This is a genomic window from Actinoplanes subglobosus, from assembly GCF_042650585.1.
Taxonomy (GTDB): Bacteria; Actinomycetota; Actinomycetes; order Mycobacteriales; family Micromonosporaceae; genus Actinoplanes; species Actinoplanes subglobosus.
This window is the reverse complement of record NZ_JBHSBL010000021.1, coordinates 270,465-285,512: the sequence shown is the minus strand read 5'-3', so window position 1 is coordinate 285,512 and position 15,048 is coordinate 270,465. Positions and strand designations below refer to the sequence as shown.

At 69.5% G+C, this 15,048-nt stretch carries 11 protein-coding genes; 5 read left to right on the top strand and 6 right to left on the bottom strand.

What is annotated here, in order from left to right; all coding sequences use genetic code 11:
• The first annotated feature begins 126 nt into the window (after nt 1–126).
• The 5 genes from ACFO0C_RS33270 (at nt 127) to ACFO0C_RS33250 (ending at nt 9,089) form a co-directional block, all read left to right on the top strand.
• The gene (locus tag ACFO0C_RS33270) at nt 127–2,913 is read left to right on the top strand and encodes an AbfB domain-containing protein (protein ID WP_378070709.1); all 2,787 of its coding nucleotides are present in this window, start codon (nt 127–129) and stop codon (nt 2,911–2,913) included.
• 303 nt (nt 2,914–3,216) lie between these two features.
• Nucleotides 3,217–5,655 (top strand): GH36-type glycosyl hydrolase domain-containing protein, encoded by a 2,439-nt coding sequence (locus ACFO0C_RS33265; RefSeq protein WP_378070708.1) that lies wholly within the window; start codon nt 3,217–3,219, stop codon nt 5,653–5,655.
• 136 nt (nt 5,656–5,791) lie between these two features.
• Nucleotides 5,792–6,508, top strand: coding sequence for a hypothetical protein (locus tag ACFO0C_RS33260; protein WP_378070707.1), 717 nt, complete (start codon nt 5,792–5,794; stop codon nt 6,506–6,508).
• Nucleotides 6,509–6,553: 45 nt separating this feature from the next.
• Nucleotides 6,554–7,351 (top strand): NADPH-dependent oxidoreductase, encoded by a 798-nt coding sequence (locus ACFO0C_RS33255; RefSeq protein WP_378070706.1) that lies wholly within the window; start codon nt 6,554–6,556, stop codon nt 7,349–7,351.
• A 169-nt stretch (nt 7,352–7,520) separates the two neighbouring features.
• Nucleotides 7,521–9,089 (top strand): GGDEF domain-containing protein, encoded by a 1,569-nt coding sequence (locus ACFO0C_RS33250; RefSeq protein ID WP_378070705.1) that lies wholly within the window; start codon nt 7,521–7,523, stop codon nt 9,087–9,089.
• On the opposite strand, the gene ACFO0C_RS33245 is transcribed toward ACFO0C_RS33250, so the two are convergent.
• The 6 genes from ACFO0C_RS33245 to ACFO0C_RS33220 all read right to left on the bottom strand — a co-directional run bounded on the left by ACFO0C_RS33245 (nt 8,976) and on the right by ACFO0C_RS33220 (nt 15,003).
• On the bottom strand, nt 8,976–9,932 hold the full coding sequence (locus tag ACFO0C_RS33245; RefSeq protein ID WP_378070704.1) for a TIGR03885 family FMN-dependent LLM class oxidoreductase: 957 nt from the start codon (nt 9,930–9,932) through the stop codon (nt 8,976–8,978). The two genes, ACFO0C_RS33250 and ACFO0C_RS33245, sit on opposite strands and share 114 nt — an antisense overlap.
• Nucleotides 9,933–9,950: 18 nt before the next feature.
• Nucleotides 9,951–11,114, bottom strand: coding sequence for a monooxygenase (locus ACFO0C_RS33240; protein WP_378070703.1), 1,164 nt, complete (start codon nt 11,112–11,114; stop codon nt 9,951–9,953).
• Nucleotides 11,115–11,228: 114 nt separating this feature from the next.
• Entirely contained in the window at nt 11,229–11,708 is a 480-nt protein-coding gene (locus tag ACFO0C_RS33235; RefSeq protein WP_378070702.1) for an HAAS signaling domain-containing protein, read from the bottom strand.
• On the bottom strand, nt 11,708–12,046 hold the full coding sequence (locus ACFO0C_RS33230) for a PadR family transcriptional regulator (RefSeq protein ID WP_093621946.1): 339 nt from the start codon (nt 12,044–12,046) through the stop codon (nt 11,708–11,710). Before ACFO0C_RS33230 ends, ACFO0C_RS33235 begins: the two co-directional genes overlap by 1 nt.
• A gap of 75 nt (nt 12,047–12,121) precedes the next feature.
• On the bottom strand, nt 12,122–13,567 hold the full coding sequence (locus ACFO0C_RS33225; RefSeq protein ID WP_378070701.1) for a glycoside hydrolase family 43 protein: 1,446 nt from the start codon (nt 13,565–13,567) through the stop codon (nt 12,122–12,124).
• 86 nt (nt 13,568–13,653) lie between these two features.
• Nucleotides 13,654–15,003 (bottom strand): L-serine ammonia-lyase, encoded by a 1,350-nt coding sequence (locus ACFO0C_RS33220; RefSeq protein WP_378070700.1) that lies wholly within the window; start codon nt 15,001–15,003, stop codon nt 13,654–13,656.
• Nucleotides 15,004–15,048: the final 45 nt, after the last annotated feature.

The following is a 15,048-nucleotide window of genomic DNA, read 5'->3' as shown; positions in this document are numbered from 1 at the left end:
CGCATCGGGTTCCGGAAATCGTTCGGAACCTTGACAGAAGATAAACGTCGATGGATGAATGTGTTCGACCCTGTGAGATACCGTTCGATCTTGCAGGGCGGTGTGACCGTTCCCCTGAGGAGTCCGATGCGCCGATTCGTCGCCCGTACCTGCGTTGTTCTCGCCGTGGCCGCCACCGGCCTGGCCGGTGTCGCCGCACCCGCGGTGGCCGTCGTTCCGAAGACGCCCCCGCTCACCACCCCCTGGACCAGCCAGGTCTCCACCACCAACCCTCTTCCGGACTACCCGCGGCCGCAGATGACCCGGCCGGACTGGCAGTCACTGAACGGTGAATGGCAGTTCCTCAATCCGGCGACCGACTCCGCCGGCAACGTCAACCGCAACGCGGCCCCGCCGATCGGGCAGACCCTGCCGGAACGGATCCTGGTGCCCTATCCGGTCGAGTCGGCACTGTCCGGGATCATGCGCAACGACAACCGTGACCTGATGTTCTACCGGCGCACCTTCACCGTGCCGGCGGGCTGGGCCGGCCGCCGCGTCCAACTGCACTTCGGCGCGGTCGACTACGAGGCCACCGTCTGGATCAACGGCGTGCAGGTGACCACCCACAAGGGCGGTTACGACCGGTTCGAGGTGGACGTCACGCCGCAGCTCAACGGCGGGACCAACGAGATCGTCGTCCGCGTCTACGACCCCACCGACGGGCGCGGCGAGGAGCAGCCGTCCGGCAAACAGGTCAACAACCCGAGCGGCATCTTCTACACGCCGACGTCCGGCATCTGGCAGACCGTCTGGCTGGAGCCGACGGCGACGTCGTCGATCTACTCGGTCGACATCTATCCGAACATCACGGCCAACACGGCCCGGGTGCGTGTCTTCACCCGGGGGAACGTCAGCGGGCACAGTGTCCTCGCCGAGGCGCTCAACGGCTCCACGGTCGTCGGCAGTGCCACCGGCGGGTTCACCGAGTTCACCGTGCCGGTGCCGAACGCGCGCCGCTGGTCGCCGGACGACCCGTTCCTCTACGACCTGCGCGTCTCGCTGCGGAACGCGAGCGGTGCCACCGTCGACCAGGTGGTGAACTATTTCGGTATGCGTGAGGTCGGCACCAAGCTGGTCAACGGGGTGCTGCGGCCGACGCTGAACGGCGAGTTCGTCTTCCAGGCCGGCACTCTCGATCAGGGCTTCTGGCCGGACGGGCTGTACACCGCCCCCACCGACGCGGCGCTCGCCTTCGACATCCAGAAGCACAAGGACCTGGGCTTCAACATGGTGCGCAAGCACATCAAGGTGGAGCCGGCCCGTTGGTACTACCACGCCGATCGCCTCGGGCTGCTCGTCTGGCAGGACATCCCGTCCGGCGGCGACGACACCAAGTCGGCCGCGCAGATCGCCCAGTTCGAGACCGAGGCCCGGGAGATCGTCGACGAGCACCGGTTCTCGCCGGCGGTCATCACCTATGTGCCGTTCAACGAGGGCTGGGGAGAGTGGAACCTGGCCGAGACCCAGCGGGTCACCCGGGACCTGGAGAACTACGACCCGACGCGTCTGATGAACGCGCACTCCGGCTTCAACTGCTGTGCGTCGAAGGGTGACCCGGGCACCGGGGACATGATCGACTGGCACGTCTACACCGGGCCGGACGCGCCGCTGCCGTCGTCGGCCCGGGTGTCGATCCTCGGTGAGTTCGGCGGGCTCGGCCTGCGGACGCCGGGCCATGAGTACAGCCCGAACGGGCAGTTCTTCGCCTACGAGCAGATGTCGAGCAATGCGCAGCTCAACGACCGGTTCACCGGGATGATCCGGGACTCGGAACGGCTGATGACGAGCAAGGGCCTCTCCGGGTTCGTCTACACCGAGATCACCGACGTCGAGGGCGAGTACAACGGGCTGTTCACCTACGACCGGCAGATCCAGAAGGTGGACACCGGCCAGGTGCGGGCCGCGATGACGAGCCTGATCCGGGCGTCCCGGAACCAGAACGCGACGGTGCCGCTGGCCCTCGGCCACGTGCGGTCGTTCCAGGTGACCACGGCCGGGTACACCGATCGGCACCTGCGTCATGCGAACTCGGTGGCCCGGACCGATGTGATCAGTGGGGACGGTGCTCGGCAGGACGCGTCCTTCCGTACCGTCGCCGGGTTGTCCGATCCTCGCTGCTACTCCTTCGAGTCGGTCAACTTCCCGGGCCGCTACCTGCGGCACGCGAACAGCCTGGTGCGTATCGACGCCGACACGGGCGGGTCGTTCGCGGCCGACGCCACGTGGTGCTCCCGGCCGGGCCTGGCGGCCGGCGGGGTCTCCTTCGAGGCGGCGGGCCAGCCGGGGCGGTACCTGCGGCACGCCAGTGACCAGGTCCGCATCGACCCGGACACCGGTGGTTCGTTCGCCGCCGACGCCACCTGGAACGTGTCGAGCCCGGCGCTGTGGCGCAGCTCGGTGCTCCTCCCGTTCGACGTGCGGCGGTCGCTGCAGGTCACCACGTGGGGTTACACCGACCGGTACCTGCGGCACGCCGACAGTCTCGGCTGGACCGAGGCGGTCACCGCGGGCAGTGGCGCGCTGCTCAAGGCCGACGCCACGTTCACGCTCCGCCGGGGTCTCGCCGACTCGTCCTGCTACACGTTCGAGTCGGTGAACGTTCCCGGGCAGTACCTGCGGCACGCGGCCAGCCGGATCCGGCTGGCCGGCAACGACGGGTCGGCGCTGTTCGCGGCCGACGCCACGTTCTGTGCCCGGCCGGGGCTCGGCGGGACCGGGGTGACCTTCGAGTCGATCAACTTCCCGGGCCGGTACCTGCGGCACTTCGACGCCCAGGCGTGGATCGCCTCGGGCACCGGATCCGGGTTCGACCGGCCGCTGACCCTCAGCGCCGACAGCAGCTGGAACGTCGCCGGCGCCTGGGCCCCGTAGCCGGTACTCGTCCCCCACACGGCCGCCCGCGTCTCCCGCGCGGGCGGCCGTCCGGCGTCACGGACCGCCTCGCCCCGGCGGTCGCGTCGCGGTCCGGACGGGCCGCCGGCGTCGCGGGGTAGGGAACGGGGCCGGATCGTTGCGGTCGGGGACGTGTGGCCGTACCCGAACAAGAGTCTTTTCGGACTGGTCCCACGGAGGTGTCGAAGCGGTAAAATGGTCGACCATGGGAGCGCTCCCAAACTGCTTCCATGTCGGCCGGCGACCCGCCGGGCGGCTCCGACGGCGACGGGGGAGGACCCTTTGCGCTACGGGCATTTCGACGATGAGCAGCGCGAGTACGTCATCGAGCGACCGGACACACCGCTGCCGTGGATCAATTACCTCGGCACGGACGCCTACTTCGGCATCGTGTCCAACACCGCGGGTGGCTACTCGTTCTACCGTGACGCCCGTCTGCGGCGGCTGACCCGTTACCGCTACAACAACGCGCCGCTCGATGTGGGCGGCCGCTACGTCTATGTGCGCGACGACGTCAGCGGCGACTTCTGGTCGCCCTCCTGGCAACCGACGCCGGAGCGCGAGCTGGACGACTACGAGTGCCGGCACGGGTTGTCGTATACGAAGATCGGCTCGTCCCGCCGCGGCATCCGCGCCGAGACGCTGTACTTCGCGCCGCTCGGGGAGACGCTGGAGGTCTGGCGGGTCCGGGTCACCAATGAGCGGGCCGACGACGCCGAGGTGTCGCTGTTCTCCTCGGTCGAGTTCTGCCTGTGGGACGCGCAGGACGACGCCACGAACTATCAGCGCAACTTCAACACCGGCCAGGTCGAGGTCGTCGACGGGGTGATCTACCACAAGACGGAGTACCGCGAGCGCCGCGACCACTTCGCCTATTTCGCCTGCTCGGAGCCGCTCGCCGGGTTCGACACGCAGCGCGAGGCGTTCCTCGGCGCGTACCGGGGCTGGGATCGTCCGGCCGTCGTGGAGAGCGGTCTCTCGAAGGACTCGATCGCCCACGGCTGGCAGCCGATCGGCAGTCACCACGTGACACTGCGGCTCGCGGCCGGTGAGACGCGCGAGGTCGTCTTCGTCCTCGGCTACGCCGAGAATCCGAAGGACGACAAGTTCGATCCGCCGGGATCGCAGACCATCAACAAGACCCGGGTGTCGCCGGTCATCTCCCGGTGGCTGCAGTCCGAGACCGTCGAGCAGGGGTACGCCGACCTGCGCGCCTATTGGGACAAGTTGCTGGCCGGCCTGAACGTGACCACGCCGGACGGCGACACGAACCGCATGGTCAACGTGTGGAACGCCTACCAGTGCATGGCCACCTTCAACCTCAGCCGGTCGACGTCGTTCTACGAGTCGGGCATCGGCCGCGGCATGGGCTTCCGCGACTCCAATCAGGACCTGCTCGGGTTCGTGCACATGATCCCGGAGCGGGCCCGGGAGCGGATCCTGGACATCGCCGCCACGCAGAAGGAGGACGGCGGTGCCTACCACCAGTACCAGCCGCTGACCAAGCGCGGCAACAACGACATCGGCGACGGCTTCAACGACGACCCGCTGTGGCTGATCCTGGGTGTCGCGGCGTACCTGAAGGAGACCGGCGACCACACGTTCCTCGACGAGCCGGTGCCGTTCGACAACGTGCCGGGCAGTGAGGTCCCGCTCTACGAGCACCTGCGCCGGTCGCTGAAATACACCCTGGACCGGCTCGGCCCGCACGGCCTGCCGCTGATCGGCCGCGCCGACTGGAACGACTGCCTCAACCTGAACTGCTTCTCCGACACCCCGGGCGAGCCGTTCCAGACCACCGAGAACGCGTCCGGCGGGGTCGCCGAGTCGGTGTTCATCGCCGGGCTGTTCGTGCTGGCCGCCAAGGAGCTCGCGGTGATCGCCGGGCTGCGCGGTCAGGACGGCGAGGAGGTCGTCTACCGGGCGGCGGCCGAGAAGATGGCCGGCACGATCACCGAGCACGGGTGGGACGGCGCCTGGTTCCGGCGGGCGTACGACTTCCACGGCACCGTGATCGGCTCGGGCGAGAACGACGAGGGCCAGATCTTCATCGAGCCGCAGGGCATGTGCGTGCTCGGCGGTGTCGGCCTGGAGGACGGCCTGGCCGTGAAGGCGCTGGACAGCGTGGCCGACCGGCTCGCCACCCCGCACGGGATCGTGCTCCAGCAGCCGGCGTACTCCAGTTACCGCATCGAACTGGGTGAGATCTCGTCGTACCCGCCCGGGTACAAGGAGAACGCCGGCATCTTCTGCCACACCAACCCGTGGATCATGATCGCCGAGGCGATGGTGGGCCGCGGGGACCGGGCCTTCGACTACTACCGGCGGATCAACCCGTCGGCCCGCGAGGAGATCAGCGAGACACATCGCTGCGAGCCGTACGTCTACGCCCAGATGATCGCCGGCCGTGACGCACCCACCCACGGCGAGGCGAAGAACTCGTGGCTGACCGGCACCGCGGCGTGGAATTTCGTGGCGATCTCGCAGTGGATCCTGGGCATCCGGCCGGACTTCGGCGGCCTGCGCATCGACCCGGTGCTGCCGGCCGGCTGGCCCGGTTTCACCGCGACCCGCGGGTTCCGCGGCGCCACCTACGAGATCAGCGTGACCGGCAGCGGCCGGGTCACCCACCTGCTCGTCGATGGTGTCCGGGTCGAGGGCAACCTGATCCCGCCGGCCGAGCCGGGCGCGGTGGTCCGGGTGGAGGCGGTCCTGGGCTGATTCCACACGTCGGGTGACCGTTACCTTCGTGGCGGTCAAACGGCGTGTCGCGAGCCGGATGCGCACCGTACCGTGTGGAGGGTCGGACAGTGCCGTCGGCGGGTATGGAGGGGCACCCGGCTCGCGGAGGATCTCAGTGAACGAGTGGACCAGATATGGCGCGAACAGCCCGATCCCAGCCCGGTTGCGCAGCCGCCGCCGGCCGGTGATCTGGCTGTTCGTCGGCGTGATGCTGATGGTGGGTGCCATCCGGCTGATCGGTGAGCACAAGCCCGGGGCCGCCGGTGTCCTCGGATTCGCGGGCGGGGTGACGATCCTGGTCCAGACCGGCAAGCTGATCTCCCGGACCAGGACGCTGCGCGGCCGCCCGCGCCTGGCCGCCCGTCGCGGGTGGACCTACCGTGCGGAGGACGCCGCACTGCCCGCATCGACCCGGCTCGAACAGTTCCTGCGCGACGCGCCGCCCGCGTTCGCCGTCGTCTCCGGCACCGAGAACGGCGTGGAGTTCGTCGTCTTCGACCAGACCCGCGACATCGGCGGCCACGACACGTTCTACCTGGCCAGGCTGCCCCGGCCGCTGCCGGTCGGCCGGGTGTCGATCGCCGGTGGGCAGCTGATCGGCGGTGACATCGGCACGCCCGAGGTGGCCGCCCTGTTCACCCACGAGGTGCTGCGCCGGGTCGAGGAGGCCCTGCCCGGCTGCGGTTACGTCGTGACCGGCGAGTGGGTCAACACCCCGGTCACCGCCCTGCTGAGCCCGCGCCCGCGCGAGATCGAGCAGCGGATCGACGCGATGACCCTGGTCGCCGCCATCCTCTCGGACGCCGCCGACGAGCTCACGTCAGCGGGCTGACCCGGATCTCTGTCGCTATTCCTATCTTGCCTATAGGCTTTAGGGATGCCTCTCGCTGCTCGCTACGGCGATCCCGACGCCGCCGCCCCCCTCACCAATGACGTGCTCGCCGTACAGTTCGCGCACCGTTCGGTCCGCCGCTTCGGTCCCCGCGACGTCACCCCCGACGAACTGACCACGCTGATCGCGGCCGCCCAGTCGGCACCCACCTCATCGAACCTGCAGCCGTGGAGCGTCATCGCGGTCCGCGACCAGGAACGCCGCAGACGCCTCGCCGCCCTCGCCGGTGGCCAGGCCTTCATCGCGCAGGCGCCGCTCTTCCTGGTCTGGATAGCCGACCTGGGGCGGGCCCACCGCCTGGCCGCCCGTTCCGGCACCACGGTCGAGGCCACCGACTACCTGGAAACCACGCTGATCGGTTTCATCGACACCGCCCTGGCCGCCCAGAACGCCGTGGTGGCAGCCCGCTCCCTGGGCCTCGGCTCGGTCTTCGTCGGCGCCATCCGCAACCACCCCGAACAGGTGGCCGCCGAACTGAACCTGCCACCCCACGCGGTAGCGGCCTTCGGCCTGGCCGTCGGCGAACCCGACCCCTCCGAGCCGGCCGGCGTCAAACCCCGTCTGCCCCAGGCGGCGGTGCTGCATCAGGAGACCTACGACGCGGTCACCGCCGACGAACACATCGAGGTGTACGACGAGCGCCTGACCACCTACAACACCCACTACGGCCTCCCGGGGGCATGGACCGACCGAGTCCTGTCCCGCCTCCGCGGCCCCGATTCCCTGGCGGGCCGCCACGTGCTCCGATCCGTCCTGGAACGCCTGGGCCTCCCCTCCCGCTAGAAGCCTCCGAGGTCCGCGGTCGAGGTGAGTTCGCGAGCCGTCGCTCAGGCACCCCTGGAGCGGCCGATGGGGTGTCTCAGCGACGGCTCGGGATCCCGATCCCGGCCGGTGAGGTTTCCTACCGGAGGTAAACCTCAAGAGCGGAAGGGCCTCGTCGAAGAGCACCGGTATGCGCCGGCTGGGAGAAGTCCTGAACGGCCGGGGCGACAGGAGACCCCGGCCGGTGGCGGGGCGCGCCGGGCGTACCGTGTCGGCGGTCTTCGGGATCGTGGCCGTGGCTTTCGCGTTCGGATACCTGTTCGGCGGGGCCCAGATGCGGACCGGTCTGATGCTGCTCTCCGGCATGATCGCCGCCGTGGCGATCGCGGCCGGCCTGCGCCTGTACCGGGTCGCCGACCAGCGTCCCTGGATACTGGTGATCATCGCGCTGCTGATGCTGACCGTGGCGAACGCGGCATGGTTCCGGGCCGCGCTGGACGGGGTCGCGAAGCCGCCGGATCTGCTGGTCGTTCCGCCGCAGCTCGGGGGGTACGTGTTCCTGCTGGCCGCGAGCCTGATGATCGTGTTGAAGCACGCGCCCCGAGATGCGAGCGGCACGATCGACGCCGCGGTGTGGGGGATCTCGCTGGCCGCGCCGTTGTGGGAGTTCGCGTTCCGGCCGCAGATGCTGCGCATGGGGGTGGGCACGGCGGGGTTGTTCCTCGTGCTGACACAGTTGCTGGTGCTGCTCGGTATCTGCGGCGCCCTGCTGCGGGTGGCCCGGACCAGTGAGTCCGGCCGGTCCTGCCTGAACTACCTGTTCGGGTCGTTGGGCTGCACGATCCTGGGCATCGCGGTGGTCAACATGGGGCCGGTGTCGGGGGAGAACGCGTCGTTGCCGGCACTGTTCTTCGCCGTCGGCTATCTGTCGCTGGGCGCGGCCGGCCTGCATCCGAGTGTGAAGCAGCTCAGTGAGCCGGCTGCCAATCTGGCCCCGCCGACCCTGAAGCTTCAGCTCGGTGCGCTCGGCACGGCGCTTCTCCTGATCCCGGTGTGCGGCGCTGTGGGGCTGCTGATCGGGCAGCCGGCCGACGGTCTGCTGCTGACCATCGCGCCGCTGCTGAGCATCCCGCTCGTGCTGGTCCGGATCAGCCGGCTCAAGCATGCCCTGGTCTATCAGGCCACCCATGACGAGTTGACCGGCCTGGTCAACCGCCGGCAGCTGTTCACCGAGATGCACAAGGCGATCGCCGCGCACGCCGGTGGCGCGCCCGGTGACCTGGCGCTGATCTACTGCGACCTGAACGGCTTCAAGCCGGTGAACGACGAGTACGGCCACGAGGCCGGCGACGCGATCCTGCGGGCCACCGCCGTCCGGATCACCGGCGCGGCCCGTTCCGGGGACGTGGTGGCCCGCATCGGTGGCGACGAGTTCCTGATCTTCTGTGCGGAGGCGGACGACGTGACGGCGCGGGCGCTCAGTGACCGCATCGCCCGGTCGATCGCCGTGCCGGTGCGGTGGGGCGGCCATGACCTGATGGTCACGGCCGCCGTCGGCACCGTCACGTGGACCGATCGCCGTATCGTCGCCCCGGACGAGCTGCTCGCCGCGGCCGACGCCCGGATGTACGCCGACAAGCGCGACTCAGCGCAGGGCCGGCAGCACCTTCGCACCGAACGTGTCGATGAAAGCCGTGAGGTCCTGCCCGACGTGGTGCAGGTAGATCCGGTCGAAGCCGAGAGCGGCATAGCCTCGTAGCCACTCGACGTGGCGCTCGGTGTCGGCGGAGATGTTCACGACCGCCGCCACCTGCTCGGTCGTGACGTTCTCCGACACCACGTCGAACTCCTCGGCGGTCGCGAGGTCCCAGCAGACCGGCGGGACGAAGATGTTGCCGCGCCACTGGTCGTGGGCGATCGCCGCGGCCTCCTCGTCGGAGCCGGCCCAGCTCAGGTGCACCTGGAGGCAGATCGGGCCGCGGCCGCCGGCGTTCCGGTAGGCGGCGATCATGGCGCGCAGGTGTTCCTCGGGGGCGTTGACGGTGACCAGCCCGTCGGCCCACTCGGCACACCAGGCGGCGGTGGCCGTGCTGATCGCGGCGCCGATCAGCGGCGGGGTGACCTCGGGCCGGGTCCACAGCCGGGCCCGGTCGACGGTGATCAACCCGTCGCGGGACACCTCCTGCCCGTCGAGCAGGTCACGGATGACGTCGACGGACTCGCGCAGGCGGGCGTTGCGGACCTCCTTACGCGGCCATTTGTCTCCGGTGATGTGCTCGTTGCTGAACTCGCCGGAGCCCAGCGCCGCCCAGAACCGGCCCGGGAACATGCTGCCCAGGGTGCCGATCGCCTGCGCGATGATCGCGGGGTGGTACCGCTGGCCGGGCGCGTTGACCACCCCGAACGACAGGTTCGTGGCCTGCAGCGCGGCGCCCAGCCAGGACCAGGCGAAACCCGACTGGCCCTGGCGGGCGCTCCACGGCGAGAAATGGTCGGAGCACATCGCGGCGTCGAACCCGGCGCGCTCGGCCGCGATCATCGCGTCCAGGAGCGCGCCGGGTGGGATCTGCTCGTGTGAGGCGTGGATGCCGAACTCGGTCATGACGTCGCTACATACCCATTACTCCGGGGCGACGACCAGGATTCCGAGGCACATCTCGTCGCTGGTGCCCTCGCCCCACACCACATACCTCGCGGGGAGTTTCTGCAACTGCGGCAGCTGCTTGCGCAGTGTCGCGTCGTGAGTGCAGGTCACCCGGACGTTGTCGCCCTTGGCGATCTTGATGGGCTTGGCCAGCGGGACGAGCGCCTGGTTGTCGAAGTTGTACTCCGGGACGTCCAGCAGGGTCTGCGCCTTGGCCGTCCCCGGGTTGAGCTCGACCTTGATCGCCCGGCCCAGCAGGTGCATGTGCCCGGCGGCCATGTAGACCGTGCCGCCCTGCTCGATCGGCTGGTCACAGCTCTGCGTGTCGCCGGCTTTCGGCGCGGCCCCGCGGTTGCACCACTGGTTGAGCTGCTTGACCTGCTCCGCCGAGTCGGCGCCGAACCGGGTGCCGACGTCGGCGACAGCGGTCTCCCGGTCGCAGAGCGCGCCGCTCTCACCCGGCGCGCAGGGCAGCTCGATCGGGGCCATCACGAGCCCGGTCTCCAGCGGCTTGAGCCCGGCCGACGAGGAGATGCGCATCTGCATGCCGGACGCGTCGGACCCGGGGGCGCCGTCGCCCGCGCCGAGCAGGTTGTAATGCACCTGCATGACGAGCTTGCTGCCGGGCGGCATGGTGAACCCGAACCCGGACGGCATCAGGGTCTCGCCGGCGCCCGGCGCCCAGTGCGCCACCCAGGCGGTCTGCCCCTCCACGCCGGCGTCACCGAAACACGTCCAGCCCTCACCGGGGGCCGCGGCGTCCACCTGCTCGGCCGATGTCGCCTGCTCGGGACTGAGCCGGTAGAAGATCGCGTGGTGCACGATCGCCGCGTTCTGCGGGAGGAACTGACTGCCGGTCAGATAGGCGGCCTCGGTCAGCCCGGGGTCGACGATGAAGCAGCGGTACTCGTCGGTGCCGCCGTTCGGCGCGGCCGGCGTATACGGCGTCTTCAGCCCCACCTCGACGAACCGCTCACCCTCGCGCAGCGGGCTGGCCGGCGGCGCCGAACCGGAGCTGCTGTGGCCGGTGTGCGGGCTGGCCGGTGGCGTGACCGCGGCCGGCTCCGGCTCCTTGGCGCACGCGGCCAGGAACAACGTGGCGGCGAGAGCGACGGCGGTGGCGGGACGGGCGAACCTCATGCTGGCCTCCCCATGGCCGGACGACGAGACCGCCTCATCCTTTCAACCGTCACCCTCGACCGCATATCCGTGGTAACCCGGACGAGACCCTACGAATTGATCATCAGGGTCGTGTCAGGGTCCGTCGCTCGGCTCGATCGGAGTCACCTCGACAGGCGCCACATCCGGCGACGCGGGGCTGCTGTTGTCGCTGCGCGCCAGGGCGAACGCGGCGAAGCAGAAGAAGATGACGACGACGGTGATCGCCACGGCGATGCCGACCCACAGGCCGGTCCGGGAGGTGCTCCGGCCCGGCGCCGCGGGTGCTGACGGAGGAAAAGGACCGGCCGGGGGGTACGGCGAAACAGGCCCCGTGACCCGCGGGAGGTCGGTCTGGGTGTCGGCGGCGGCCACGATGCTCTCCGGGTCGCCGAGCCGGTCGAGGATCGTGCGCACCTCGGCCTCCGACTCCGCGCCCGACTCGGCCCGCGCGATCTCGATGTGCTCGCGCAGGTCGGCGATCAGCTCCTCGCGGCGCCCGGCCGGCAGGCGGCTCGCGGCCCGCTCCACCCGCGCCAGATAGGCGGCGACGAGCTCGTCGGTCTGGGTCATCATCAACTCTCCGTTCCCAGGATGCGGTCCACACCGCTGCGGAAGGTGACCCACTCGGTGCGGAAGTGGGTGAGAGCCGCCTCGCCGTCCGCCGTGAGGGTGTAGTAGCGCCGGGGTGGACCGGCCGGGGCCTCCCGCCAGGTGGTGGCGATCCGCCCGTTGCGCCGCAGGCGCGACAACAACGGATACATCGTCCCCTCGCTGGTGGTCATGCCCAGGCCGGTGCTGAGCTGCTGCACCAGCTCGACGCCGTAGAGCTCGCGCTTGTCGAGAAGCGCGAGCACGCAGTACTCGATGGTGCCGCGGCGCAGGGCCGTGGTCAGTGCCGCTTCATCTGTCACGCCCACAAGGTACCTTGCGCCGCAAGGTACTCGCAACAACGGGAGGGGCCGCCGTGGCGACCCCTCCCGGAGTACTCAGCCGGTGATGCGGAACGTGGCGTCGGCCTTCTCGGTGGTGGTGCTGATCGGGTCGATGCGCAGCAGGTAGTTGTAGTGCCGCAGGTAGCGGGTCGGGTAGTTGTACGACTGGAACGACGACCAGGTGCTGTCGGCGAGCCCGGCGACCTGCTTGAACGTGGCGTCCGCGGCGAACGTCGCGGTGCCGTCGTTCGCGGCGAGCTGCCCGTCGTAGGAGTAGTGCCGCAGGTAGTAGCCCGGGTAGTTGACCGACTCGAAGGACACGTAGCCCGAACTGTTCGCGAGGCCGGGGACGATCCGGAACTGCGAGTCGCGCAGCGGGCTCACGTCGGCGTCGATCCGCACGTCGAAGTTGGAGTGCCGGACATAGCGGGTCTGGTTGTTGTAGGACTGGATCCGCTTCAACGTCGTGGTGCTCGCGCCCCACTTGGCCAGCACCCGGGTCTCCTCGGCGGCGGTCAGGTTCAGGATCGAGCCGTGCCGCTTCTTGGTGGTGCCGAGGCTGTAGTCGCTGCGGGTGGCGAAGTTGGCGGTGCTGCCCAGGTTGGTGGACCGCACCGGCATGTACCCGCGGCCGGTGGCGTACTGGTCGACCCAGAGGTGCCACTCGTTCGCGCCGTTGGTCTGCGCCCACATCGGGCCCTCGACGACGTTGCCGCCGGTGGCGCCGTTGGAGATGCCGAGGTGCTGCAGGTCGCCGATCTTCGTCCAGGTGCCGAGGATGGTGTTGCTGCCCTCGACGGTGATCTGCCCGTCGGCCGACGCCCGGTAGTAGCGGTAGCCGCCCAGGCTGTTCGCCACCTCGACGATCTGGGTGTCGATGATGCCCTGGCCGGATCCCCGGTCGATGTAGAGCGTCGGGGCGGTCACGGTACGGAAGTCGCTGGTCCGGACGTACCAGATGCGGTGCTTGGTGACGCCGTTGAGAGCTGAGTTGGTGGCCCAGTAGATGACGTAGTCGTTGGTGGCCGGATTCCAGATCGCCTCCGGCGCCCACGCGTCACCGGCGCCGGAGATGCCGCCGGCCACGTTGATCAGCCGGGGCACCGACCAGTTGACCAGGTCGGTGGACTCCCAGACGACCAGGTTCTTGCTGCCCTTGCTGGACGCGTCACCCCAGGAGGTGCCGCTGGCGATCCGCAGGTCGGTCGCGATGATCCAGTACTTGTCGCCGTTGGGGGAGCGGACGATCGCGGGGTCGCGGACGCCCTTGGTGCCGACTGTGGACAGCAGCACCGGGCCGCCGGCGTTGAGGTCGGTCCAGTTGCGGCCGTCCTTGCTGTGGGCGAGGTAGATCTGCTCGCCCTGGCTGGACTCCCCGATGAAGTGGGCCATCAGGTAGCCGGTGAACGGGTCGAGGGCGCTGGCGGGGGCGGCCAGTCCCGCGACGAAGAGGACGAAAATGGCGAGGAACGCGCTGATGCGACTGAGGACTCGGGGCATCGAAACTCCGATTGTTAGCGCTAACGCACGGGGGAATGTTTCGAAGTGTTGATGCCCGTAACTTTCTTGTCAAGCAGAGGAAACCCTCAGCACTCGATGACGTTCACCGCGAGGCCGCCGCGGGAGGTCTCCTTGTACTTGTCCTTCATGTCGGCGCCGGTCTCCTTCATGGTCTTGATGACCTTGTCGAGGGAGACGTGGTGGCGGCCGTCGCCGCGCAGGGCCATCTTCGCGGCGGTGACGGCTTTGACGGCGGCCATGCCGTTGCGTTCGATGCAGGGGATCTGGACCAGGCCGCCGACCGGGTCGCAGGTGAGGCCGAGGTTGTGTTCCATGCCGATCTCGGCGGCGTTCTCGACCTGCTCGGGGGTGCCGCCGAGGACCTCGGCCAGCCCGGCCGCGGCCATCGCGCACGCCGAACCGACCTCGCCCTGACAGCCGACCTCGGCACCGGAGATGCTGGCGTTGCGCTTGAACAGCATCCCGATCGCCCCGGCCGTCAGCAGGTAACGGACCACGCCTTCCTTGTCGGCCCCGGGCACGAAATCCAGGTAGTAGCGCAGCACCGCCGGGATGATCCCGGCGGCCCCGTTGGTCGGCGCGGTCACCACCCGGCCGCCGGCCGCGTTCTCCTCGTTCACCGCCATCGCGTAGACGGTCAGCCACTCCATCGCCAGTTCGGCCCGGTCACCGGCCACCCGCAGCTGACGGGCCGTCGCCCCGGCCCGGCGGCGCACCCGCAGGCCGCCCGGCAGGACACCCTCGGCGTCCAGGCCGGCGTCCACGCAATCGCGCATGACCTGCCAGATGTCCAGCAGTCCGGAGCGGATCTCCGACTCGGTGCGGCGCACACCCTCGTTCGCCAGCATCAGACGGGAGATCGACAGCCCGGTGGCGTTCGCGTGTTTCAGCAGCTCGGCGGCCGTGCAGAAGGCGTAGGGAACGGTTGTCTGCTCCGGGCGTACCCCGGTGATCCGGTCATCCACCACGAACCCGCCGCCGACCGAGAAATAGGTCTTGCGCAGGATCTCGGCGCCGTCGGCGCCCGTCGCCGTGAAGAGCATCCCGTTGGGATGCCCCGGCAGGACCTTGCGGCGGTGCAGGACCAGGTCGAATCCCACCTCGCGCTCGCGCAGCAGCCGTAGCCGGCCGTCCGTCCGGATGCGCGCGGCGCGCGCGTCGGCGGTGATCACGTCCACCGTCTCCGGTGTATCACCTTCGAGACCGAGGAGTACGGCCTTCGGCGTGCCGTGCCCGTGCCCGGTGGCCCCGAGCGACCCGAACATCTCGGCACGAACCAGGGTGACCTGATCATTCCCGGCCAGATGACCGGCGAAGAGGCGCGCCGCCCGCATCGGCCCCACGGTGTGCGAGCTGGACGGGCCGATACCGACGGAGAACAGGTCGAAGACGGAGATGTGCTGCTCAGAGCTCACGATGCACTCCTTTGTGCGTCGACGGCCGGGGGAAGCCGACGGAGT

Coding starts and splice junctions, on each gene's coding strand:
- ACFO0C_RS33235 (WP_378070702.1), bottom strand. CDS start 11,708: ATGATGACCCAGACCGACGAGCTCGTCGCCGCCTATCTGGCGCGGGTG.
- ACFO0C_RS33255 (WP_378070706.1), top strand. CDS start 6,554: ATGCCTCTCGCTGCTCGCTACGGCGATCCCGACGCCGCCGCCCCCCTC.
- ACFO0C_RS33270 (WP_378070709.1), top strand. CDS start 127: ATGCGCCGATTCGTCGCCCGTACCTGCGTTGTTCTCGCCGTGGCCGCC.
- ACFO0C_RS33250 (WP_378070705.1), top strand. CDS start 7,521: ATGCGCCGGCTGGGAGAAGTCCTGAACGGCCGGGGCGACAGGAGACCC.
- ACFO0C_RS33240 (WP_378070703.1), bottom strand. CDS start 11,114: ATGAGGTTCGCCCGTCCCGCCACCGCCGTCGCTCTCGCCGCCACGTTG.
- ACFO0C_RS33245 (WP_378070704.1), bottom strand. CDS start 9,932: ATGACCGAGTTCGGCATCCACGCCTCACACGAGCAGATCCCACCCGGC.
- ACFO0C_RS33225 (WP_378070701.1), bottom strand. CDS start 13,567: ATGCCCCGAGTCCTCAGTCGCATCAGCGCGTTCCTCGCCATTTTCGTC.